The 23,832-nt window shown below is 69.3% G+C and carries 20 protein-coding genes; 10 read left to right on the top strand and 10 right to left on the bottom strand.

Translation table 11 applies throughout. The features are described 5' to 3' along the window. Positions 1 to 65: 65 nt before the first annotated feature. The 3 genes from KU887_RS18560 to KU887_RS18550 form a co-directional block, all read right to left on the bottom strand. Entirely contained in the window at positions 66 to 1,175 is a 1,110-nt protein-coding gene (locus KU887_RS18560) for an NADH:flavin oxidoreductase/NADH oxidase (RefSeq protein ID WP_006485651.1), read from the bottom strand. A gap of 141 nt (positions 1,176 to 1,316) precedes the next feature. Further along, positions 1,317 to 2,003 (bottom strand): type 1 glutamine amidotransferase domain-containing protein, encoded by a 687-nt coding sequence (locus KU887_RS18555; protein WP_006481723.1) that lies wholly within the window; start codon positions 2,001 to 2,003, stop codon positions 1,317 to 1,319. Between the two features lie 341 nt (positions 2,004 to 2,344). Next, a complete protein-coding gene (locus tag KU887_RS18550; protein WP_258257061.1) occupies positions 2,345 to 3,373 on the bottom strand; it encodes a substrate-binding domain-containing protein in 1,029 nt (342 codons plus the stop codon). 187 nt (positions 3,374 to 3,560) lie between these two features. On the opposite strand from KU887_RS18550, the gene KU887_RS18545 reads away from it, so the two are divergent. Both KU887_RS18545 and KU887_RS18540 read left to right on the top strand, forming a co-directional pair. Beyond that, positions 3,561 to 5,123, top strand: a complete 1,563-nt coding sequence (locus KU887_RS18545; RefSeq protein ID WP_258257059.1) for a glycoside hydrolase family 68 protein — start codon at positions 3,561 to 3,563, stop codon at positions 5,121 to 5,123. A 201-nt stretch (positions 5,124 to 5,324) separates the two neighbouring features. Beyond that, on the top strand, positions 5,325 to 6,962 hold the full coding sequence (locus tag KU887_RS18540; RefSeq protein WP_058903072.1) for a glycoside hydrolase family 32 protein: 1,638 nt from the start codon (positions 5,325 to 5,327) through the stop codon (positions 6,960 to 6,962). Between the two features lie 66 nt (positions 6,963 to 7,028). On the opposite strand, the gene KU887_RS18535 is transcribed toward KU887_RS18540, so the two are convergent. Further along, positions 7,029 to 7,778 (bottom strand): SDR family oxidoreductase, encoded by a 750-nt coding sequence (locus tag KU887_RS18535; RefSeq protein WP_006481722.1) that lies wholly within the window; start codon positions 7,776 to 7,778, stop codon positions 7,029 to 7,031. 122 nt (positions 7,779 to 7,900) lie between these two features. Next, on the bottom strand, positions 7,901 to 8,815 hold the full coding sequence (locus tag KU887_RS18530; protein WP_080322727.1) for a LysR family transcriptional regulator: 915 nt from the start codon (positions 8,813 to 8,815) through the stop codon (positions 7,901 to 7,903). Positions 8,816 to 8,980: 165 nt separating this feature from the next. Here KU887_RS18530 and KU887_RS18525 point away from each other — a divergent pair, with 165 nt between their 5' ends. The 3 genes from KU887_RS18525 to KU887_RS18515 all read left to right on the top strand — a co-directional run bounded on the left by KU887_RS18525 (position 8,981) and on the right by KU887_RS18515 (position 11,429). Continuing rightward, the gene (locus tag KU887_RS18525) at positions 8,981 to 10,465 is read left to right on the top strand and encodes a PLP-dependent aminotransferase family protein (RefSeq protein WP_006485811.1); all 1,485 of its coding nucleotides are present in this window, start codon (positions 8,981 to 8,983) and stop codon (positions 10,463 to 10,465) included. 96 nt (positions 10,466 to 10,561) lie between these two features. After that, positions 10,562 to 10,999, top strand: coding sequence for a carboxymuconolactone decarboxylase family protein (locus KU887_RS18520; RefSeq protein ID WP_006479143.1), 438 nt, complete (start codon positions 10,562 to 10,564; stop codon positions 10,997 to 10,999). Positions 11,000 to 11,009: 10 nt separating this feature from the next. After that, entirely contained in the window at positions 11,010 to 11,429 is a 420-nt protein-coding gene (locus KU887_RS18515) for a cupin domain-containing protein (protein WP_006485809.1), read from the top strand. A 109-nt stretch (positions 11,430 to 11,538) separates the two neighbouring features. Here KU887_RS18515 and KU887_RS18510 read toward each other — a convergent pair whose 3' ends face one another. Both KU887_RS18510 and KU887_RS18505 read right to left on the bottom strand, forming a co-directional pair. Continuing rightward, positions 11,539 to 12,738, bottom strand: coding sequence for a porin (locus KU887_RS18510; protein WP_006494947.1), 1,200 nt, complete (start codon positions 12,736 to 12,738; stop codon positions 11,539 to 11,541). Positions 12,739 to 13,217: 479 nt separating this feature from the next. Next, the gene (locus tag KU887_RS18505; RefSeq protein ID WP_258257046.1) at positions 13,218 to 14,285 is read right to left on the bottom strand and encodes a phytoene/squalene synthase family protein; all 1,068 of its coding nucleotides are present in this window, start codon (positions 14,283 to 14,285) and stop codon (positions 13,218 to 13,220) included. 370 nt (positions 14,286 to 14,655) lie between these two features. On the opposite strand from KU887_RS18505, the gene KU887_RS18500 reads away from it, so the two are divergent. After that, positions 14,656 to 15,801 carry a glycerophosphodiester phosphodiesterase gene (locus KU887_RS18500; RefSeq protein ID WP_212250855.1) on the top strand — a complete coding sequence of 382 codons (1,146 nt, stop codon included), beginning with the start codon at positions 14,656 to 14,658 and terminating at the stop codon, positions 15,799 to 15,801. 70 nt (positions 15,802 to 15,871) lie between these two features. Here KU887_RS18500 and KU887_RS18495 read toward each other — a convergent pair whose 3' ends face one another. Continuing rightward, positions 15,872 to 17,497 carry a rhodanese-related sulfurtransferase gene (locus KU887_RS18495; protein WP_124674724.1) on the bottom strand — a complete coding sequence of 542 codons (1,626 nt, stop codon included), beginning with the start codon at positions 17,495 to 17,497 and terminating at the stop codon, positions 15,872 to 15,874. 105 nt (positions 17,498 to 17,602) lie between these two features. Beyond that, the gene (locus KU887_RS18490) at positions 17,603 to 18,169 is read right to left on the bottom strand and encodes a cysteine dioxygenase (RefSeq protein ID WP_258257043.1); all 567 of its coding nucleotides are present in this window, start codon (positions 18,167 to 18,169) and stop codon (positions 17,603 to 17,605) included. A 17-nt stretch (positions 18,170 to 18,186) separates the two neighbouring features. Between KU887_RS18490 and KU887_RS18485 the strand changes: the two genes are divergently transcribed. Beyond that, positions 18,187 to 19,161, top strand: a complete 975-nt coding sequence (locus KU887_RS18485) for a LysR family transcriptional regulator (RefSeq protein ID WP_179148648.1) — start codon at positions 18,187 to 18,189, stop codon at positions 19,159 to 19,161. Between the two features lie 61 nt (positions 19,162 to 19,222). Here the strand turns inward: KU887_RS18485 and KU887_RS18480 are convergent, their stop codons facing one another. After that, positions 19,223 to 20,587 (bottom strand): acyl-CoA dehydrogenase family protein, encoded by a 1,365-nt coding sequence (locus KU887_RS18480; protein WP_258257041.1) that lies wholly within the window; start codon positions 20,585 to 20,587, stop codon positions 19,223 to 19,225. Positions 20,588 to 20,813: 226 nt separating this feature from the next. Between KU887_RS18480 and KU887_RS18475 the strand changes: the two genes are divergently transcribed. The 3 genes from KU887_RS18475 to KU887_RS18465 are packed head-to-tail and all read left to right on the top strand — an operon-like array spanning position 20,814 to position 23,828. Beyond that, positions 20,814 to 21,899, top strand: coding sequence for an LLM class flavin-dependent oxidoreductase (locus KU887_RS18475; protein ID WP_006494954.1), 1,086 nt, complete (start codon positions 20,814 to 20,816; stop codon positions 21,897 to 21,899). A gap of 23 nt (positions 21,900 to 21,922) precedes the next feature. Next, the gene (locus KU887_RS18470; RefSeq protein ID WP_258257039.1) at positions 21,923 to 22,762 is read left to right on the top strand and encodes a class II aldolase/adducin family protein; all 840 of its coding nucleotides are present in this window, start codon (positions 21,923 to 21,925) and stop codon (positions 22,760 to 22,762) included. 31 nt (positions 22,763 to 22,793) lie between these two features. Continuing rightward, a complete protein-coding gene (locus tag KU887_RS18465; RefSeq protein WP_006494956.1) occupies positions 22,794 to 23,828 on the top strand; it encodes an ABC transporter substrate-binding protein in 1,035 nt (344 codons plus the stop codon). Positions 23,829 to 23,832 lie beyond the last annotated feature (4 nt).

Raw genomic sequence — 23,832 nt, 5'->3', positions numbered from 1 at the left:
CGGCGCCCGACCGGCGCCGCGCGCGATGCGCGGAGCGCCGCGGCGCGGCGTCGACGTGCCCCCGCTTACGCCACCTTGTCCGCGACCCGGTAGCGTTCGAGCCAGTGCGCGTACGGCGCGGGCAGCGTCCACGACGGACGCTCGACGCCGAGCTGCTTGGCCGCGTAGTACGGCCAGTGCGGATCGGCCAGGTGCGCGCGGCCGACCATCACGAGATCGAGTTGCTGTTCCGCCACCACGCGGTTCGCCAGTTGCGGCGTGTCGATCCCCCACGCGGACGACACCGGCAGCCCGGCCTCACGGCGCACGCGCTCGGCGATCGGCGCGAGGAACGCCGGGCCCCACGGAATCTGCGCGGTGGGCGTCGAGAAGCCGACCGACACGCTCAGCATGTCGAGCCCTTCCCGCTTCATCCGCTGCGTGAGCGCGATCGACTCGGCGAGCGTCTCTTCGTCGCGGCCGTCGTATTCGATCACGCCGAGGCGCGCGGTCAGCGGCAGATGCTCGGGCCAGACCTTGCGAACGGCGGCCAGCGTGTCGACGAGGAAACGGCCGCGGTTTTCGGCCGAACCGCCGTATTCGTCGGTGCGCTGGTTCGAATGCACCGAGAAGAAGCTCTGGCCGAGATAGCCGTGCGCGAAGTGCAGTTCCAGCCATTCGAAACCGAGGTCGCGTGCGCGCTGCGCCGACGCGACGAAGTCGGCCTGCACGCGGGCGATGTCGTCGTGCGTCATTTCACGCGGCACCTTGGGCAGATGCGCGCCGAACGGCACGGCCGACGGCGCGATGGTCTGCCAGCCGCGCGGATCGCCGTCGGCGATATGGTCGTCGCCTTCCCACGGGCGGTTCGCGCTCGCCTTGCGGCCCGCGTGCGCGATCTGGATGCCCGGCACCGCGCCGGCCGCCTTGATCGCCGCGACCGACGGCGCGAACGCCTCGGCCTGCACGTCGTTCCACAACCCGGCGCAGCCCGGCGTGATGCGGCCTTCCGGCGACACGGCGGTCGCCTCCGCGATCACGAGGCCCGCGCCGCCGCGCGCGATGCCGGCCAGATGCACGTGATGCCAGTCGTTGACGACGCCGTCTTCGGCGACGTACTGGCACATCGGCGGCACCGCGATGCGGTTGCGCAGCGTGACATCCTTGAGTTTGAACGGTTCGAACAGGGCAGACATCCACGACTCCTTTGCTTGGTTCTGCAAAACGGCTGGGAATGCGCCGCGCGGTGCGCACGACGCAACGATGCGGGCCGTCGGCGGGCCGGCAGCGCCCGGCGACGGCAAGGACGCGGCGCCGGCCCGGCCGGCGCCATGCGGTTAGCGATGGCCGAGCTTCGCGAGCAGCGCCTCGGCCGCGGGCGCCGACGACGCGGGGTTCTGCCCGGTGATCAGCAGCCCGTCGGTGACGACATGCGGCGCCCAGTCGGCGCTGCGCTCGAATTCGGCGCCGTTGGTCTTCAGCATGTCCTCGACGAGGAACGGCACGACCTCGGTCAGCTCGACGGCCGCCTCCTCGCTGTTGGTGAATCCCGTCGCGCGCTTGCCGCGCACGACCGATTCGCCGGTCTGCGGGTTCTTCACGTGGCGCAGCACGCCCGGCGCGTGGCAGACCGCCGCGACCGGCTTGCCGGCCGCGAGCGCGCGCTCGATCAGGCCGATCGAATGCAGATCCTCGGCGAGATCCCACAGCGGGCCATGGCCACCCGGGTAGAACAGCGCGTCGTAGTCGTCCGCCGATACCTCGGCCAGCTTGCGCGTCGACGCGAGTTCAGCCTTGGCCGCCGCATCGGCGTCGAAGCGGCGCGTCGCGTCGGTCTGCGCGGTCGGATCGCTGCTTTTCGGATCGAGCGGCGGCTGGCCGCCCTTCGGCGACGCCAGCGTCAACTCGACGCCCGCGTCCTTGAACGTGTAGTACGGCGCGGCCAGTTCCTCGAGCCAGAAGCCGGTCTTCTTGCCGGTGTCGCCGAGCGTGTCGTGCGAGGTCAGGACAACCAGGATCTTCATGATCGGACACTCCTTCGAAAATGAACGGGGGAACGGGGCCGCACGTCGGCGCGCCACGCCTGTCGGTTAGTCCGCCGGCGCGCGGCAACGTGCGATTCATTCATCCGCATGCGATATACGCCTATTAGACCAGTCGTCTAGAAGCGGCCGAAATAAAACGACGGCGTCCCCTGCTTGAGCCCGCCGGAGACGTCGCCGCACGCTTGAGGACGGATGATAGCGCCGGATTAGACCGGTCGTCTAGAAGAATGCGCGTTCGCCCCTGCCGTCGTCATGGCCTTTGCGACCGGGGCGCAGTCCGGTCGCGCCCCGCCGTTGCCTCGCCGCCGTCGCCGGGCGGGCTACCCGCGCGCCGGTCCGTCCGTGTCGCCCGCCTCGATGGCCGGCGCCTCGAGCCGGTGGTCGTGCACACCGTCGTCCAGCAGCCGCAGCATCAGTTCCGCGAGCGCGCGCCCCGATGCATGCCCGGTCGGCTGCACGACCGCCGTGACGCGATACGGATGCGCGAGATCGGGCGGCACGCCGTCGTAGACGATCAGCGACATGTCCGCGCCCAGGCGCAGTCCGCCGTCGACCAGCGCGCGAAATGCGCCGCCTCCCGCGATGTTGTTGTCGACCAGCAGCGCCGTCGGCGGCTCGGCCCGCGCGAGCAACGCCCGCGCCGCCTGCAGCCCGCCGTCGTGCGTGAACGCGCACTCGACGAGCAGCGCCGGATCCGCGTCGATACCGGCTTCGCGCAAGGCCGACAGATAACCGGCGCGCCGCTGCGCGGCGAAATTCAGCGCCAGCGGCGCGCTGATCATCGCGATGCGCCGATGCCCGAAGCCGATCAGCCGGCGCACCGCGTCGCGCGCGCCCGCCTCGTTGTCGAAGTCGAACCACGCATACGGGCCGGCCGTCTGCGTGCGGCCGTACGCGACATACGGAAACGCGCTCCCTTGCAGGTACGCGATACGCTGATCGTCGACCCGCGTGCGCGCGACGATCAGCCCGTCGACGAGCTTGCCGTCGACGATCCGCCGGTACGTGTCCAGCTCCGCGTTCGGCCGCGCGGACGCGATGATGAAATCGAGATTGCGCTCGGCGAGCCGCTCGGTGATGCCCGCGACGACTTCGCCGAACCGCGGATCGCCGAGATCGCCCGCGCCGAACGGATAGACGATCCCGATCATGTCGGCCCGCCCGGTCGCGAGCCGGCGCGCGGTCGGATCGGCCACGTAGCCCATTTCCCGCGCGGCCTTCGTCACGCGCTCGCGCGTCGCCTCGCTGACGTCGTCGTAACCGTTCAACGCGCGGCTGACCGTCGTCCGCGACAGACCGAGCGCGTCCGACAGCGCCTTCAGATTCACCTTCACCGTCATCCCTCGCATGCGTCGATCCGCCCGGCTGCCCGAAGCCTGGGACGCGCCGACCGGGTAATTATTTCCAATTGGTAACGATTACCGTCAAATAAATATCTTTTGCGTTCCAAACCGGTTTGAAATAGCATCCAAACCGGTTTGGACATCGATGCCCACTCAGCCGTTCACTTTCACCTTCCCAGGAAACGACGACGAGATGACATACTTTCCCCTTTTCCGTCCGGTCGCGGCCAGACGTCTGCTGCTCTCTGGCGGCGCACTCGCCGCCCTCGCGTCCGTCGCGCACGCGCAGTCCGGCGGCACGGGCGCGCCCGTGCCCACGCCCCATACCCAGCAAGCCTACGATCCCGAGGGCAACTTCACGATGCGCTGGACGCGGGCGGACATCCGCCAGATCGTCGCGCAATCGCACACTGCCGGCGCCGACAGGAACTCGCTGCCGCGGGCGCTGACGATGCCGGACATCCCGCAGGATTTCCCGCTGATCAATTCGAACGTGTGGGTGTGGGACACGTGGCCGCTGGCCGACCTGCAAGCGAACCAGCTCAGCTACAAGGGCTGGGAGGTGATCTTCTCGCTCACCGCCGATCCGCACGCGGGCTACACGTTCGACGACCGTCACGTCCACGCCCGCATCGGCTTCTTCTATCGCCGCGCCGGCATCCCCGCGTCGCAGCGCCCCGCGAACGGCGGCTGGACCTGGGGCGGCCATCTGTTCCCGGACGGCGCGAGCGCCCGGGTGTTCGGCACCGCGCCGATGACCAACAACGCCGAATGGTCGGGTTCCGCGCGCCTTACGAACGGCAGCAACGTCAGCCTCTACTACACCGCGACGTCGTTCAACCGCTCGGCGCCCGGCGGCGCCGACATCACGCCGCCGCAGGCGATCATCACGCGCGCCGACGGCCACATCCACGCCGACGACAAGCACGTGTGGTTCACCGGCTTCGACGATCACAAGGCGCTGCTGGAACCGGACGGCAACTACTACCAGACCGGCCAGCAGAACACCTACTTCTCGTTCCGCGATCCGTTCGTGTTCACCGACCCCGCGCATCCGGGCAAGACCTACATGGTGTTCGAAGGCAACACCGGCGGCCCGCGCGGCGCACGCACCTGCACCGATGCCGATCTCGGCTACGCGCCGAACGATCCGAACCGTGAAGATCTCAACGCGGTGATGAATTCGGGCGCAGTGTATCAAAAGGCCAATGTCGGCCTCGCGGTCGCGACCAACCCGCAGTTGACCGAATGGAAGTTCCTGCCGCCGATCCTGTCGGCGAACTGCGTCGACGACCAGACCGAGCGTCCGCAGATCTATCTGAAGGACGGCAAGTACTACCTGTTCACGATCAGCCACCGCACGACGATGGCGGCCGGCGTCGACGGCCCGGACGGCGTGTACGGCTTCGTCGGCAACGGCATCCGCAGCGACTTCCTGCCGCTGAACGGCGGCAGCGGCCTCGTGCTCGGCAACCCGACCGACTTCTCCGCGCCGGCCGGCGCACCGTATGCGCAGGACCCGAACCAGAATCCGCGCGAATTCCAGTCGTATTCGCACTACGTGATGCCGGGCGGGCTCGTCGAGTCGTTCATCGATGCGATCGGCCCGCGCCGCGGCGGCACGCTCGCGCCGACGGTGAAGGTGAACATCAACGGCACGTCGACGGCGGTCGACCGCGCGTATGGGCGCGCCGGCCTCGGCGGCTACGGCGACATCCCGGCGAACCTGCCGGCGACGGGGGCCGGTCACAACTGACGGCAACGGCCAGCGTATTCAGGCCAGACCACGATAACGATCGTCAATCAAGGCACGAGGTTCGGGAGGCGCGTATCGCGCGTGTCGCGTGTGCGCCTCCTCTTTTTCTTCCGCCGTTTCTTTTGACCTTTGCGCATGTCGTCGGTACAGGCGGCAGATGCGCTCCTTACCCGCTTCGCCCGACGAAGCGCCCGGCCCCGCATGAAATCGACGTCTTTCCGCTGTTCCGTCCGGCTCGTTCGCCTGCTGTTCGCCTGCCTGGCCTGCACGCAGGTCGTCGCCGCCCCGTGCCACGCGCCGCCCGAAACCGGCACGCCGCAATGGCGGCCCGCCCTCCACTACACGCCGCAGCGCAACTGGATGAACGATCCGAACGGGCTCGTCTACGAGAACGGCCGCTATCACCTGTTCTATCAGTACAACCCGCTCGGCAACGACTGGGGCAACATGTCGTGGGGGCACGCGACCAGCACCGATCTCGTCCACTGGCGCGAGCAGCCGGTCGCGATGCGCGCGAGCGCCACCGAGGAAATCTTCTCGGGCTCGATCGTCGCCGACACCCTGAACACGTCCGGCCTCGGCACGCCGGGTCACACGCCGCTCGTCGCGCTTTACACGAGCGTCTACAAGCCCGGCTCGGGTCACGCGCCCGGCATCCAGGCGCAGTCGCTCGCGTACAGCCTCGATCAGGGCACGACCTGGCAGCCGTATGCGCACAACCCGGTGCTGACGCTCGATCCCGAATCGAAGGAATTTCGTGACCCGAAAGTGTCGTGGTATGCGGCGGGCGGCTACTGGCTGATGACGACGGTCGTCGCCGATGCGCAGGTCGTGAAGCTCTATCGTTCCGACGACCTGATCCACTGGTCGTTCCTGAGCGACTTCACGCTGCCGGACGTGCCGCATGCGGGCGCGCTGTGGGAAATGCCGGACCTCATACCGCTGCCGCTCGACGGCGATCCGAAGCGAATCAAGTGGGTGATGATCGTCAACGTGAATCCGTGGTCGATCGCGGGCGGTTCCGGCGCCATGTATTTCGTCGGCGATTTCGACGGCCGCACGTTTACGCCCGACCGCGTCGCGCCGGCGGGCTCCGATCCCGCGCAATTCCGCTGGGTCGACCATGGCGCCGACTTCTATGCGGCCGGCACGTTCTCCGGCGCATCGGGCGCCCGGCCGGTCGCGATCGCATGGATGAGCAACTGGGATTACGCGGCCAAGGTACCGACCACGCCATGGCGTGGCGCGACCACGCTGCCGCGCGAACTGTCGCTGAAGGCGATCGACGGCGAGCCGACCCTCATCGTCGCGCCCGCCGCCGCGTTCGACGCATGGGCCGACGGCCGGCCGGCCGTGCATGAAGGCGACCTGACGGTCGACTCCGCTACCCGACCGTTATCGGCCGCCACACGCGGTGTCGTCCAGCGCATCACGGTGACGATCTCGCCCCAACGTGCCGCGCGCGCGGGGCTGATCGTGCGGCGCTCGGCCGACGGCTTGATCGGCACCCGAATCGTGTACGACACCGCGAAGCGCACGCTGACGCTCGACCGTGCGCGATCCGGCGAAGCGAATTTCGCCGGCACGTTCAGCCGCGAGCACATCGTCGATCTGCCGCTCGAACGCGGGCAACTGCGGCTCGAGATCGTCGTCGATCGCGGGTCGGTCGAAGTATTCGCGAACGGCGGCCGCGTCGCACTGACGGACCTGATCTTTCCGCCGCGCGATGCGGATCGCGTGGCCGTGTTCGCCGAGCAAGGCCGCGCGACGTTCGCGGGGCTGACGGTGACGCAGTTGCAAACCGGCGACGACACGCGCGGCGCCTGCACTGCCCGATAGCCACGGGTGCGGGGGCCGATCGCCCGGCATCGCAACGCCGGTGACGGCCCCCGCCCGTGTCGCCCGTCAGAGCAACCCCATCCCGCCCGACGCGATGATCTCCGCGCCGACGATGAACGCGGATTCCGGCGCGCTCAGGTGCAGCACCGTCGAGGCGATTTCGTCCGGCGTGCCGAACCGGCCGATCGGCACGAGGCCCTTGATCTTGTCGGCCGTCGCGTCGAGCGTCGCCGCATCGAGGCCGAGCTTGCCGTACAGCGGCGTCTGCACGGGCCCCGGGCTCACCACGTTCACGCGCACGCCGTGCGGCAGCAGTTCCGTCGACAGCGTCTTCGCGAACGAATTGACGGCCGCCTTGCTCGCCGCGTACACCGACGAGCCGGGCATCCCGATATGCGCGTTGATCGAGCCGTTGATCACGATCGATGCGCCGCGATTCAGCAGCGGCACGAGCGACTGGATCTGGAAATACGCGCCCTTCACGTTGGTGTTGAACACGAGATCCCACATCGCTTCGTCGCTGTCGGCGAACGGCGCGAGCTTCGCGACGCCCGCGTTGACGAATACGGCGTCGAGCCGCACGCCGGCGGCGGCGAGCGCGTCGGCCAGCGCGCGCGCCGACGCGACGCTGCCGGCTTCGTTGCGAATCGCGAGCGCGCCTTCGCCGAGCGTTTGACGGGCGGCTTCCAGCGTTTCGGCGTCGCGCCCGGTGATGACGACCCGCGCGCCTTCGGCCGCGAATCCCTTGGCGGCCGCCAGGCCGATGCCGCTGTTGCCGCCCGTGACGAGGACCGTCTTTCCTTCGAAGCGTTGCATGATGTTCTCCTGTGAACCGGTGAGTTGACCGTGAACACAGGATGCGCGCGGCGCGCGGCGTTGCCGTACGACGGGCGCGACGGACATGTTCGAAAACGTCGAACATGTTGGCCCGAGCGTGCTCAGCCGACCACGTCGATCCCGTCGAGCAGCCGCTGCGCGAGTCGCGGCTCGCGCAGTTGCTCCAGCCACCATTGCAGCGCGCGGCCATCGCGGTCGCCGTGCCACGCGACGTACAGCCGGTTCGGCTCGCGCGGGTCGGCCGTCGGCTTCTCGACCAGTTCGCCGCGCGCGAGCAGCGACGCGACGCGCCGGCGCGGCACCCAGCCGACGCCGAGCGCATCGCGCTGCGCGAGGATCTTCGCGCGCATCGACGGCACCGCGAGCACCGCCTGCCCGCCGAGCAGGCCATACGCGCGACCGGCCCGCCGCGACGAATCGGCGACGACGACCGCGCGGTGCGCGCCGATCGCATCGCGCGTCAGCACCCCGCTCGCGGACCCCAGCGGGTGGCGCGGCGACACCGCGAACACCCACTCCATCGCGCCGAGTTCGAACCACTTGAAGCCCGGAATCGCCGGCGGCTCGTTGGTCGCGCCGACGACCAGGTCCGCGCGGCCGTCGCGCAACGCTTCCCAGGTGCCGCCGAGCACCTCGTGCGTGAAGCGCAGCGACACGCCGGAATCGAGCGCATCGAATGCGCGGACGACCGGCAGAAGCGTATCGAACTCCAGCACCTCGTCGCTGACGATCCACAGCCGGTCCTCCCAGCCGCTCGCGACCTGCCGCACGCGCTGCGTCAGCCGGGCGACGTCGAGCGCCAGCCGCGCGGCCTCGTCGGCCAGCAATTGCCCGGCCGGCGTGAGCTGCAGCCGGTAGCCGCGCCGGTCGAACAGCAGCGCGTCAAAGCGCGTTTCGAGCTGGCGCGCCGCGTGCGACACCGTCGACGGCGCCTTGCCGAGCCGCGCGGCGGCGCGCGACAGGCTGCCGGTGGCGCGGATCGCGTCGAGCAGCGCCAGTTCGTCTTCGGACAGCATGAGGTCGCTCCACGGTGACGGTGTCGTCGATCGTAAGGCAGCGACGGGCGGCGGTCCAATCCGGCGAGGGCGGCTGCGGCGGCGAGCCGTCGAACCGCCGCTAGCGCGCCGGACTTCCGGTATGCTGATCCACGCGAAATTACACGAATCGAGGTAACCACTGCGATGGACATCGCGATCCGCATCGAAGGCCGTCACGACCTGACGGGGCAAATCTTCCGGCAACTGCGCACCGCGATCGTCGACGGGCGTCTCGAAGGCGGCGCGCGGCTGCCGTCGACGCGCGACCTCGCGAAACAGCTCGGCGTGTCGCGCAAGACGACGCTCGACGCGTTCGAGCGACTGGTGGCCGAGGGCTTCCTGAATACCCGCGCCGGCGACGGCACGTTCGTCGCCGACGGCCTGGCGCGCGTGCCGCACGCCGCCGCGATGTCGGCGCCGTCGATCGTCGACGACGTGCCGCGCATCGACGCGGTCGATGCGCGCGCGCTGTGGAACGCGCTGCCCGACGCGCTCGCGATGCCCACGCCGCAAGACTCGCCCGGCTTCGACTTTCGCGGCGGCGTGACCGACAAGACGTTGTTCCCGTTCGACGCATGGCGGCGCTGCCTGCATCACGCACTGCGCCAGCAGGCGCGCGGCCCCGGCCAGTATCACGATCCGGCCGGCGACCCGCAGTTGCGCGGTGCGATCGCGCGCTACGTCGCCTTCAGCCGCGCGGTCGCCTGCAGCTGGGACGACGTGCTCGTCACGCAAGGCGCGCAACAGGCGCTCGACCTCCTCGCGCGCGTCGTCGTGCGGCCGGGCGACGTCGTCGCGGTCGAGGATCCCGGCTATCCGCCCGCGCGCGCCGCGTTCGCGTCGCTCGGCGCGACGGTGATCGGCGTGCCGGTCGACGCGCAGGGCCTCGTCACGGACCGGCTGCCCGACGACGCGCGGCTCGTCTACGTGACGCCGTCGCACCAGTTCCCGCTCGGCATGCCGATGACGCTCGAGCGCCGCGTCGCGCTGCTCGAATGGGCGCAGCGCCGCCGCGCGGTGATCATCGAGGACGACTACGACGGCGAATTCCGCTTCGAAGGCCGGCCGGTCGAATCGCTGAAGAGCCTCGACCGCACGGGCCTCGTCGCGTACGTCGGCACCTTCTCGAAGACGATCTTTCCCGAGCTGCGGATCGGCTACGCGATTCCGCCGCGCGCGCTGCGCGGCGCGCTGGCCAAGGCGAAGCAGATCGTCGACTGGCACACCTGCACGCTCACGCAGGCGGCGCTCGCCCGCTTCATGCACGAAGGCGATTTCGCGCGGCACCTGAAACGCGTGCAGAAGCACTACGACGCGCGCCGCAAGATGCTGATCGCACACTTGCGCGGCGCGCTCGCGCCGTGGTTCGACGCGATCGTGCCGACCGCCGGCATCCATCTCGCCGCGCACCTGAAGCCGGGGCTCGACGAAGCGGCGCTGGTCCGCGCGGCGCGAGCGCAGGACGTCGGCCTGTACGGGATCTCGGCGTTCCACGTGGGCGTGCCGGTGCGCCCCGGGCTGCTGTTCGGCTACGGCGGGATCGACGCGCTGCGCATCGACACCGCGCTCGCGAAGCTGGCCGCGCTGCTGGATGCCGGCATCGCGGGCGGGTCACCACTGGTTACCTGAATTTCGATGGAATTGGCTATTCAAGCAGGCCAGTGCACGTCCTAAAGTAGGTCCTGTCGCGCCACCCTGGCGCAACCCGACCGAAAAGGACCTGCCATGCAACCGCGCCTGAACTTCTATGCCGCCAGCCCGAATGCCATCAAGGTGATGCGCAATGCCGAGGAATTCCTCGCGAAAAGCTCGATCGAGAAGCCGCTCGCCGAACTCGTCCGTCTGCGCGCGTCGCAGATCAACGGCTGCGCGTTCTGCGTCGACATGCACACGACCGACGCGCGCAAGGGCGGCGAAACCGATCGCCGTCTCGCGACCGTCGTCACGTGGCGCGAAACGCCGTTCTTCACCGAGCGCGAACGCGCGGCGCTGGAATGGACCGAGGCGCTGACGCTGGTGGCCAGCAATCATGTGCCCGACGCCGTCTGGGAAGCCGTGAAGCCGCATTTCACCGACGAGGAACTGTTCGACCTGTCGATGCTGATCGCGACGATCAACTCGTGGAACCGCTTCGCGATCGCATTCCGCAAGATGCCCGAGTGAGGAGCCGACGATGATCCGCTCTCCGCACCCTCGCGTCGCGCTGTACGCCGGGCTCGCGCTCGCTGCGGCACTGCCGGCCGGCGCCCACGCACACGACGCCGGCGACAGCGTGCACGCGATCATGCAGCAGGCCGTGCCCGAAGCGCCGGCCAAGCGCGTCGTCGTCGCGACCGTCGACTATGCGCCCGGCCAGGCCTCCGACGCGCACAAGCATCTCGGCTCGGTGTTCGCCGTCGTGTCGAAAGGCGAAGTGCTGTCGCAGGTGAACGGCGGCCCGCTGCGCCGCTATCGCGCCGGCGAAGGCTGGTACGAGCCGCCCGGCTCGCGCCATCAGGTGTCGCGCAACGCGAGCGCGACCGAACCCGCGCAGCTCGTCGTGTTCGGGCTGACGGGCGAGCATCAGCCGCTGAAGTCGCCGATCGATCAGTGATCCGACACGACGCATCGTGCATCGGCTCGCGACGTAAACGGAAAAACCGGCCCGAAGGCCGGTTTTTTCATACCGCATGCCGTGAGCGGCGCTTGCGCGCCGCGCGACATCAGAAGCGGTGGATCATGCCGACGCCGACAGCGATCTGGTTCTGCTTCGAACCTGCCGCCACGCCGTCGCCGATTTGCGTCGTCGCTGCCTGGATGGTGCCAGCCTTGCTCAGCGTATTGCCGGACGCGTGCTGGTAAGCCTCGAGTGCGTACAGGCCCGTGCGCTTCGACAGGCTGTAGTACTGCGACAGCGTGACCTGATGGTACTTGGCCGCGCTCGTGATGCCGTTCGACTGCGTCGCCGCCGTGTACGAGTAGCCCACTGCGAAGTCCCACTGAGCCGCTGCCTTCCAGTGCAGCACGGCGCCAGCCGTGTTGAAGATCGCACTGTTGTGGAACACCGAGCCGATGCCCGGCGTGTACTTGACGTTCGTGTACGACGCCGACACGTCCCACGCCGGCGTGAACTGGTAGCCGGCCGTCACGCCGATGCGCTGCTGCGACTGCGCCGTCTGATAACCGTTGTTGATCGCGGACACCGCCGGCTGGCCGCCGCTCGTGACCGTCGAGTTGTCGCCCCACGCGCCGCCGCCGAGCGTCGAGTTGTTGACCTTCTGGTAGCCGACCGCGATGCCTGCCGGGCCATTCAGGTACTGGACCGCCGCGCTCCACGTCGAGCCGCGATTCACGCTGCCCGGCACGCCGCCGAACGAGTACGAACCGCCGACCGTGAAGCCGTAGAACTTCGGCGACATGTAGACGAGCGAGTTGTTCGCGCGGTAGCTGGTATCCAGCGAATCGATATCGCCCGGGTGCGCGCCGTATGCGCCCGTCAGCCACGTCGTCGGGCTATACGGCGACAGCAGCGTGTAGTACGCCGTGTACTGACGGCCGGCCGTCAGCGTACCGTACGCCTGGTTCGTCATACCGACCCATGCCTGGCGGGTGAAGATACCGCCCGTCCATTGCGATGCACCGGTCGCGGAGTTCACGCCCGCTTCCAACTGGAAGATCGCCTTCGTGCCGCCACCGAGATCTTCGCTGCCCTTCAGGCCGAAGCGGCTGCCTGCCCATACGCCGCTGGACATCGACACCTTTGAGTGACCGCCGGTCGTCGCGCCCGTCGACGGGGCTGCGTTGTTCTGGTATGCCAGACCGTTGTCGACGATACCGTACAGGGTCACGCTGCTCTGGGCGTGGGCGGCGGTAGCGGCTGCAAGGCCCACTGCCGTCATGGCGAAAGCGACGCGCTTTTTCATTGATTCTCCGTCCTCAAAGAATGATTTCTTTTCTGGTGTGGTTTTATGACTGACACATGTGCGAGTACATGCCGACGCGATTCTGACGGATTACCAATTGTTTCCCAATACGAGCAGTCGGTCATCGTATGATCGACGCAACGCGCGGGTTCACCAAACGGTTACATAACACCTCGAAATGCTTGTACGGCGGGCCTTTCCGGCATTTCCCGGTGAAAACCCTAGCTTTACATTTTTACGGGTGCAACGCGGCCGTCCAATGTCGTCAGACGCCTTCGGCAAAAAATCATCTTACAAATGCGCGATCGAAGCTGACGCCGCGATTCACGCCGCCGCGCAGGATCGCTGACGTTCGTGACACCCACATTTCGAGACACGAAATCATGAAAACGTTTTAGTCGGCGTGCCGGAGACTGGACGGGAACGGCCCGGCGAACGCGGGCCGGAAGCGATGCCGGCGCCTGTCGCCCCGGCGCGTTTCAGTGCTGCGCTGCGTGGCGCGCGAGCCGCGCGGACACCGCATCGGCGAGCGCGGTCAGACGCGCGCGGATCGCCGTGTTCGAACCGACCAGCGCAAGCGACGCCACCATGATCCGGTAGACGCGCTTTCTCGGCACCTTGGCCGGCTTCGCCGGGTCGAGCCACGCAGCGTGGCCGGCCAGCAGTTCGAGCGTTTCGAGGCCGATCATGATCGGCCACAGGCACGCGAGCCGCAGCCGCACGAAGCGGCGCGGGATCGCGAGCGTATACAGGCAGGCGTCGCGATACTGGTCGAGTGCGACGCGCAGCAGGTCGACCAGCACGCCGCGCGCACGTTCCGATGCTTCTGGCTGCATCAGGTCGGCCACGACGAGCCCGTGTGCGCGCAGCACGTCGTCGGGCAGGTAGCAGCGACCGATGCGCAAGTCCTTCGCGCAGTCGCGCAGGATGTTGGTCATCTGCAGCGCCTTGCCGAAACGAATGCCCTTCTCGCGCATGTCCGGCAGATCCCAGCCGCGCGCGGCGCGCGTGTGCGCACCCGTCATGTCGGTCCAGAACTCGCCGACGCAGCCCGCGACGAGATACGTGTAGCGGTCGAGCACGTCGCGGGTCGGCAGCGACGCGACCTGCCCCGACTGCTCGTCCGGAAACGTGCGCAGGTCGAATTCCATCCCCGCGGTGAGCGTCGCGACGACCTTGCGGATCGACGCGCGATCGGCCTCCGGTTGCGCGCGCAGCAGCGCGAGCATCGGCTCCATCGAGCCGAGCAGCACGTGCTCGTGCGAATCGGTCTGCAACCGCGTCACGTCCTCGAGCGAACGCGACAGCGCCACGCCGTCGCCGAGCCGCTCGATGTCGTCGCGCAGGTCGGTCAGCAGCGCCGCGCGGCGGTCGGGCGCGACGAGCGCCGTGTCGGCGATCGTGTCGGCTGCGCGCGCGAGCAGATACGCGAGGCCGACCGGGTCGCGCATGCCGTCGGGCAGCACGCGCAGCGTCAGGTAGAAGGAGCGGGAAACGTTCTTCAGCAGCTCGCCGAGCAGATAGGCGGGATCGGTATGGGTCGTCATGGGTCGGAAAAAATCGGCCGGCGCGGGCCCGGACGCACACGGGCGCCGGGCGCCCGCGCCGGCCCGCGAGTCGCCGCATCGTCGCGCCAGGCGGGCGTCGGCCCCGCGGCGGCGATGCAAAATTCCCGCAAGTTTAGTGCATCCGGCGCGCGGGCAGCCCGAGGCGGCCGGAATGCGGGGCGGGCAAGCCCCGGATCAACCGCCTGGCGCGTGCCTCGCCGCCGAAAAACGAACGGAAAGATCGAAGTAATACATATGTAATCATTCGGTGCGACGATCGCGCACCGTTCGATTCCGCGTAGCCCGGCGCCCTGCCCGGCCACCGGCGCGAGCGCCCTCTTTTCCGACTCCGTTTCGAAGGTTCATCGACATGCTCCTCAAGCGCCCGACCTCCCTGCGCTACGTCCCGTTCGCCTGCGCCGCCGCGTTCCTGCTCGCCGCGTGCGGCGGCGACGACGACCTGACGCGCGATCCCACGCAGCCGATTTCCGCGAAGGTCCAGGTGGTCGGCCATCGCGGCGCGAGCGCGCTGCGCCCCGAACACACGCTGGCGTCGTACCGCAAGGCGATCGAGGACGGCGCGGACGTGATCGAGCCCGACCTCGTGTCGACCCGCGACGGTGTGCTGGTCGCGCGCCACGAGAACGAGATTTCGGGCACGACGAACGTCTCGACGCTGCCGCAGTTCGCGAGCCGCAAGGCGACCAAGACGATCGACGGCGCGCAGTTGACCGGCTGGTTCACCGAGGATTTCACGCTCGCCGAGCTGAAGACGCTGCGGGCGCGCGAGCGGATTCCGCAGGTGCGCCCCGCCAACACCGCGTACAACGACCAGTTCGAGATTCCGACGTTCGACGAGATCGTCGCGCTCGCGAAGCAGATGTCCGCGCAGACCGGCCGCACGATCCACCTGTATCCGGAAACCAAGCATCCGACCTACTTCCAGTCGATCGGCCTGCCGCTCGAGGACCGCCTCGTCGACGCGCTGCTGAAGGATGCGTACACGTCGCGCACGGCGACCGTCTACATCCAGTCGTTCGAAGTCGCGAACCTGAAGGCGATCCGCAACCGGATCAAGTCGAGCCAGCCGAACTGGAAGCTCGTGCAGTTGATGGACGAAGCGCAGCAGCGCCCGTACGACTTCGTGAAGGCGAACGACACGCGCACCTACGGCGACCTGTCGACGCGCGACGGCATGCGCGAGATCGCGACCTACGCGAACGGCGTCGGGCCGTACAAGACGTCGATCATCGCGGTCGCCGCGGACGGCACGCTGCAGCAGCCGACGCCGTACGTGCGCTATGCGCACGAGGCCGGCCTCGTCGTGCATCCGTACACGTTCCGTCCGGAGAACAACTTCCTGCCCGCGTCGCTGAAGGACGGCGGCACGCCGGCCACGCGCAACACGGCCGGCTCGGTGCGCGAGATCCAGGCGTACCTGCGCGCCGGCATCGACGGCTTCTTCACCGACGATCCGGCCGTCGGCCGCACGGCCGTCGATACGTTCACGCGCTGATACGAAGCGCCGATCCGCATCGTGACCGGGCGCGGCGCACGACGCGCCGCAGCCGGTCGCCCCGCGTCGGTCAGATCACGTTGAAGTGGTGCGTGCCGTCCCGCTTCAACTGGTCGACGAGCCCGTATTCCCAGTCGAGATACGCCTGCATCGCGGCGGTCGCGTTGTCGGTGCCTTCGTACGGGCGCCGGTAGCGGTCGACGCGCGGCGACGCGAGACGGGTCTCGCCGCTCTCCAGCGGCAGCCCGGCGTCGATCCACGCGGCCGTGCCGCCGGTCAGCACGCGGATGTCGGCCGACTCCGGCAGCAGCGCGCGCGCATCGTCCGCCGCGAACCGTGCCAGCAGGCTCGATCCGCACGTGAACACGTAGCGCTTCGCGGGCGGAATCGCCGCCAGCGCGTCGCGCAGCTGGGCGCGCACCGCGAACCACGCGCCCGGAATATGACGCTTCACGTAGTTCGCGCTGGCCGTCACGTCGACGATCGCGAGCTCGCCCGGCGCGGCCTCCTTCAGCCAGCCGGCGAGCGTCGCGGGCGACACGTCGGTCGCGGGCGGCGTTGCCGGCACGTCGCGCGGCGGCTGGCCGCGCTCGGCGAATGCCGCGGTGCCGGCCGGCTCGACGACGCGCACGTCCCAGCCCATCTGCGCGAGCCACGACGCGGTCATGTCCGCGCGCACGCCGTCGTCGTCGGCCAGCACGATCCGCGCGCCGCGCACGGCCGCGTGATGGTCGGTCTCCTGCACGAGCTGCCCGCCCGGCGTGCTCAGGAAGCCCGGCAGATGGCCGGCTTCGTATTCCTCCGGCGTACGGACGTCGAAGCGATACAGCGTGCGGCCCGGTTCGTCGAGCGCCGCGACGTCGGCCAGCGCGATACGCGGCACGCCGGCGCGCTCGGCCACCGCGCGGGCGGCCCGACGCGCATCGGCGCGCTGCGCCGCGTCGATCTCGTCCGGAAAGCGGCGCGCCGCGCCGCGCTCGAGCGTCTGGCCGGCCAGCGTCCAGCCGATCGTGCCGTTGCGCAGCGCGGCGACCGGATTCGGCAGCCCCGCGTTGACGAGCGACTGCGTGCCGATGATGCTGCGCGTGCGGCCCGCGCAGTTGACGATCACCTGCGTGTGCGGATTCGGCGCGAGCGCCCGCACGCGCAGCACGAGTTCGGCGCCCGGCACGCTGGTCGACGTCGGGATGTTCATCGTCTGGTATTCGTCGAAGCGGCGCGCGTCGACGATCACGACATCGGCTTTCGCGTCGATCAGCGCCTGCACCTCCTGCGCGGACAGCGACGGCGTATGGCGCTCGGCCTCGACCCATTCGCCGAACGACTTGCTCGGCACGTTCACGTCGATGAACAGTTCGCCGCCCGCCGCGACCCAGCCCGCGAGGCCGCCGTCGAGCAGCCGCACGTCGGTGTAGCCGAGTCGCGCGAGCGTCGCGGCCGCGCGCGGCGCGAGATCCTCGCCGCCCGCTTCGCCGAACACGACGATCGGCGTGTCGCGGCGCGGAATCCGGGTCCACGCGTCGAGTTCGAGCTTCGACAACGGAAAGTTGGCGGCCCACAACGGATGGCCCTGCGCGTACGGATCTTCCTCGCGTACGTCGATCAGCGCGATCTCGTCACGGGCCAGCAGGCGCGCGCGTACGTCCTGGTACGACGCGACGGGAAAGCGGGAAATGGAATCGGCGGATTGCGTCACGATGTCTCTATGTTGAATACGTTGAAGTCGGTGAATGAAGCGGAACGGCTCGATCTTCGCCCTGCCGGCGCGCACCCGCAACGGGCCACGCCAGCGGGCTGTACGTCAGGCATTCGAATAGCCCGACACGAACGGCTTCACGGTCCCGTCGTCCAGGTACACCGCGCGCTCGACCTTGCCGATGTTCGCGCCGTACACGTGGATGCTGATCGATACCTGGTCGGCGAACGCGTTGGTCACGCGATGCACGTCGCCGATGCGCGGCGACACGGCCTCGACCTCGCCCGGCTGCAGCCGCACGGCGTCGCCCGCGGGCACCGGCTTGCCGGCCGCGTCGAACCGGTACGGCTGCGAGAACTCGCCGCCACGCAGCATCCCGATCAGCCCCCACACGGTGTGGTCGTGGATCGGCGTCGCCTGGCCAGGCCCCCACACGAAGCTGACGACCGAGAAGCGCTCGTCCGGGTCGAGATGCAGCAGGTACTGCCGGTAGCGCTCGGGATCGGGCTGCGCGAACGCGTCGGGCAACCAGTCGTCGTATTCGACGAGCGCGGCGAGCAGCGCGCCGCCCTCGTCGAGAATGCGCGCCTCGTTCGCGCCGGACGCGAGCAGCGCATCCAGACCCTCGACGAACGGACGCAGCGGCGTCTGTTGCAACGAAAGCGTACTCATCGGCTGTCTCCTCGAATATGATGCCGAATATGATGGATCGTCATGATGCACCCGAAAGACCATGCAGAACAAACATGAAAATTAGCGATATCGACGCTTTTGCAGCGGTCGTCCGCTGCCAGACCCTGAGCCAGGCCGCAGCCGAGCTCGGGATGACGCAGCCCGCGATCACGCGGCGCGTCCAGAATCTCGAGGAAGCGCTCGGCGTGACGCTGCTCGACCGCAACACGAAACCGCCACGCCCGACCGACATCGGCCGGCAGGTATTCGACCAGTGTCGCGCGATCCTGCGCGAGGTCGATGCGCTGCGCGAACTGACGGCCGGCGGGCAACCACCCGCCGGCGAATTCCGCATCGGGCTCACGCAAGGGCTCGGCGAGCTGATGCTGCCGGCGCTCATCGCGGATCTCGGCGCGCAGTGGCCCGCGCTCGCGACGCAGGTCACGACCGCATGGGGCGGCCAGCTCGTCGAACGCATCGCCCGCCGCGAACTCGAGGCGGCGCTGGTCTTCCTCGCGCGCGAGATGGTGCTGCCGGCGCAGGTCGAAGGCGTTCGGTTGCTGGCCACACGGCTCGTCGCGGTCGGCCGCAAGGGCGACTGGCCGCGCCGCAGCTACCGGCTCGCCGATTGCCACGCGCGCGGCTGGGTGCTCAATCCGGACGGCTGCGGCTTTCGTGCGGGCCTGCGGCGCGCGCTCGACGCGCAGGGCCTGCCGATGCCGGTCACGCTCGATGCGTACGGCCGCGACCTGCAACTGCAGAGCGTCGCGAACGGCTTCGGCCTCGGGCTGATGCCGTTGCCGCTCGTCGAAGGCAGCCCGCTGCGCGACGCGCTCGACATCGTGCCGCTCGCCGATTTCAAGCCGCAGATCGACCTGTGGCTGCTGCGCCGGCACGATGCGGCCCGCTTCGACGCGCCGCTCGCGGCCGTCGCCGCGCATGCGCGGACCGCGTTCGCGGTCGCCGAGCAGACGCACGACCAGGCTGCGTGACCACACCGGGCGGCGTCGGCAACGCGCCGCCCGAATGACCTGCGGGGCCACGCGACCCCGTTCACGCATCGCGTCGGCCGCGTTCGATCCCGTCGCGTGACGTTCCGCCCGCCGCCGCGTTCGTTGCGCCGGGCGTCGCCGCGTCGAGCGCCGCGCGCCCCGCCGCCACCGCGATCGCATCGTCCTGCGGCGTATGCACGCGGCTGCACAGCACGTCGCGATAGTGGCGTTCGAGCGGATTGCCGCGGCTCAGCCCGTGATTGCCCGACAGCTTCAGCGCCTGTTCGACCGTGCGGATCGCCTGCTCGGTCACGGTCCGCTTGACGAGGCCGCTGGTCGTCGCCGATGGCGCGTTGCCCGCATCGGTGCGCGCGATGTGATCGTCGAGCAGCACGCGATTCGCGTGCAGCCAGCCTTCGATTTCGCCGACCGCTTCCTGCACGCGCGGCAGCGTCGCGAGCGGTGCGCCGAGCCCGCTCGGCGCACGTCTCGTCGCGAACTCGACCAGCCAGTCGCGCGACGCTCGCGCCACCGCGTCGTACAGGCTGCCGAGCAGCGCGACCATCCACGCCTGCTGATCGGCCTGCGCGTCGGCATCCGCGTGCGTGGCAGCCGACACGACCCATGCGTCCGGCGCACGCACGTCGACCGCATGATCGGCCGGCAGCGGCACGTCGTCGAACACGACTTCATGGCTGCCCGACGCGCGCAGGCCGAGGTGATTCCAGCTTTCGATCACGCGGATGCGATCGCCGTCGGTGTCAGGGTCGCGCGGCACGAGAAACACGCCGACGCGCGGCGTCGGCTCGTCGGTGCGCGCCCACACGGCCAGCCAGCGCAGCGCCGGAATGCCGGTGCTGTACAGCTTGTGACCCGAGAGCCGCCAGCCGTCGCCATCGCGGCGCGCGATGGTCGCCGGCAGCCCGCCGCGCGACGGCGAACCGAGCGCCGGCTCCACGCGCAGCGCATTGATCAGCGCACCGTGCGCGACCGCGCTGTCGAACACCGCGCGCCGCACCTGCGCCGGCCAGCGGTTATCGGCGCGGCCGAGCGCGCGATGCTGCAGGTACGTCATCGTCAGCACCAGCGCGGTGGCGGGATCGGCCCGCGCGACGGCGGCGACGATCCGGCTCGCCTGCGCCAGCGTCGCCCCGGCGCCGCCGTGCTCGCGCGGCACGACCTGCGCGATCAGCCCGGCACGATGCAGCCGCGCGAGGTTCTCGTGCGGAAACCGGCCGTCGACGTCGTTGCGGGCCGCATCGGCGGCGAGTTCGGGGGCGAGGCGTTCGAGCCGCGCGGCGAGGCGCGCGTCGTTCGTCCCGTCGGCGTCTGCGTCCGCAACGTCGGCGGTGCCGGCGGCATCGGCAGGCAGAAGGCGCAGCGCAGGTTGCGGTGGCGGCGAGGAAGCGGCAAGGCTGGCGGACATCGAAACGGATTCCCTGGGTAGTTCGGACACGGCGACGAGAACGGCGCCAACGCGCGCCCGATCATTCGCGAGCCCACAGCGTATGCGCAACGCATGCGGCCCCAAACCATGCAAATCTGATATTCAAATCGGGATTGATTATTTCCATTCCGCATGATCCCGGCGTTAACCTGCGCTCAATTCCTGCCCGGCCGTGCGCCGGGACGTCCCTGCACCGGAGACCCAGATGAGCGTCGAATTCATCGGCATGATCCAGAGCCAGAAGCAGTCGGAAATCCACCCGGCGTCCGGCCCCGTGGTCGATCCCGACTATGTGCGCGACTTTGCCCGCGCCCACGAAACAGCCGGCTTCGACCGGATCCTCGTGCCGCATCACTCGACCGGCCCGTCGGCGACGCTGACGATCGCGTTCGCGGCGGCCGCGACCGAACGCATCCACTTCATGCTCGCGCATCGCCCGGGCTTCACCGCGCCGACGCTCGCCGCGCGGCAGATCGCGACGCTCGACCAGTTCAGCCGCGGCCGACTCGCCGTGCACTTCATCTCCGGCGGCTCGGACAGCGAACAGCAGCGCGACGGCGATTTCCTCGATCACGACGCACGCTACGCGCGCACCGACGAATACCTGGGCATCCTGCGGCGGATCTGGACGGAAACGCAGCCGTTCGATCACGACGGCGCGCACTACCGGTTCAAGCAGGGCTTTTCGGAAGTGAAGCCGTTCCAGCAGCCGCATGTGCCGATCTACTTCGGCGGCGCGTCGGAAGCCGCGCTCGCGGTGGCCGGCAAGCACGCGGACGTCTATGCGCTGTGGGGCGAATCGCTCGACCAGGTGCGCGACCTGACGACCCGCGTGCGCGCCGAAGCCGCGAAGCACGGCCGCCAGGTGCGCTTCTCCGTGTCGTTCCGCCCGATCCTCGCGGCGACCGAGGACGAAGCGTGGGCGCGCGCGCACCGCATCCTCGACGAAACGCGCCGGCTGCGCGAAGCGGCGGGCCTCGGCGCCGGCGGCCCGCAGCAGAGCGAAGGCGCGCGCCGCCTGCTCGCCGCGGCCGAGCGCGGCTCGCGCGTCGACAAGCGGCTGTGGACCGAGATCGCGAAGCTCACCGGCGCGCGCTCGAATTCGACGGCGCTCGTCGGCACGCCCGAACAGGTCGCCGACGCGCTGCTCGACTACTACGACCTCGGCGTGACGACCTTCCTGATCCGCGGTTTCGACCCGTTGGAAGACGCGATCGACTACGGCCGCGAACTGATTCCGCGCGTGCGCAACGCCGTCGCCGAACGCGACGCGGCACGCCGCGCCGCCTGAGCCCAACGGAGCCCTACGCGATCATGTCCGCCGTCCTTTCGCCCCCCAACCGTACCGCATCGGGCCTCGTGCTCGCCGACACCCCGCGCCAGCACTTCTGGTTCGATCCGCCCGCGCCGCGCATCGACGTGGCCGCCGAGCGCCGCCACCGGCAGGAGCGGCTCGCAGCCGCGTTCCGGCTGTTCGCGCGCTTCGGCTTCGCGTCGGGCCTCGCCGGCCACATCACCGCGCGCGATCCGGAGCTGCCCGACCATTTCTGGGTGAACCCGCTCGGCGTGCATTTCTCGCAGATCAAGGTGTCCGACCTGCTGCTCGTCAACGCACGCGGCGAAACCGCGATCGGCCAGCGGCCGCTGAACAAGGCCGCGTTCGCGATCCATGCGGCGATCCACGAAGCCCATCCGCACGTGGTCGCCGCCGCGCACACGCATTCGACCTACGGCAAGGCCTGGTCGACGCTCGGTCGCCCGCTCGATCCGCTCACGCAGGACGCGTGCGTGTTCTACGAGGATCACGCGCTGTTCGACGATTTCACGGGGATGGTCGTCGACACCAGCGAAGGCGCGCGGATCGCCGAGGCGCTCGCGAAGCCGGACGGCACCACGCACAAGGGCGTGATCCTGAAGAACCACGGCATCCTGACGGCCGGCCCGACGGTCGAGGCCTCCGCGTGGTGGTACATCGCGCTCGACAACGCCGCGCACACGCAGTTGCTGGCCGAAGCGGCCGGCACGCCGCAGCCGATCGATCACGCGACCGCGCGCCATACGCACGGCCAGATCGGCGGCCCCGACGGTGCGCTGCATGCGTTCGACAGCCTGTTCGCGCGCGTCGTCGCCGACGAACCCGACCTGCTCGACTGAGCCGCCCTTGCGCTACCCCGGAGACCACACAATGACCCACACCACCGCACCCGCGCCCGCCGACGCGCACGACGACCAACGCCGCCGGCTGCTGCGCGCGGCCGGCGCCGCCGCGCTCGCCGTACCGGCGATCACGCTCGGCCGCAAGGCCTGGTCCGCGCCGCCGCTGAAGAAGCTGACGTTCGCGTGGAACCAGAACGCGTTCTGCCTGACGCCGATCGTCGTCGCGCAGGAGCGCGGCTTCTTCGAGAAGAACGGGCTGAAGGTCGAGCTGATCAACTACAGCGGCTCGACCGACCAGCTGCTCGAGTCGATCGCGACCGGCAAGGCCGACGCGGCGGTCGGGATGATCCACCGCTGGCTCAAGCCGCTCGAGGCCGGCTTCGACGTGAAGATCATCGGCAGCTCGCACGGCGGCTGCGTGCGCCTGCTCGGCGCGAAGGCGGCCGGCGTCACGACGCTGCAGGCGCTGAAGGGCAAGACGGTCGGCGTCAGCGATCTGGCCGCGCCCGGCAAGCACTTCTTCTCGATCCTGCTCGCGAAGAACGGCATCGATCCGGAGCGCGACATCACGTGGCGACAGTATCCGGCCGATCTGCTCGGCGTCGCGGTCGACAAGGGCGAAATCCACGCGATCGCCGACGGCGACCCGAACCTCTATCTGCTCGAAAAGCGCAGCAACGGCGCGTATACCGAACTCGCGACCAACCTGTCCGGCGAATACGCGCGCAAGGTGTGCTGCGTGATCGGCGCGCGCGGCGACCTCGTGCGCAACGACCGGCCGTCGGCCGCCGCGCTCGCGCGCTCGATCGTGCAGGCCACCGAGTACACGCACGACAACCCGAACGAAGCCGCGAAGGTGTTCGCGAAGTATTCGCCGAAGATCAGCCCCGAGGATCTGCGCAAGCTGTACGCGACGCTCACCTACACGCATCACCCGACCAACGTCGACCTGCAGCAGGAAATCGCGTTCTATGCGGACGATTTCCGCCGCATCAGCGTACTGAAGAAGAGCACGGACCCGCAGCGCTTCGCGCAGCAGGTCTATGCGAACGTACTGGGGTAACGCG

It is taken from the genome of Burkholderia sp. EMB26 (genome assembly GCF_024730645.1).
Taxonomy (GTDB): Bacteria; Pseudomonadota; Gammaproteobacteria; order Burkholderiales; family Burkholderiaceae; genus Burkholderia; species Burkholderia cenocepacia.
This window is presented reverse-complemented; position numbering and strand designations above follow the sequence as displayed.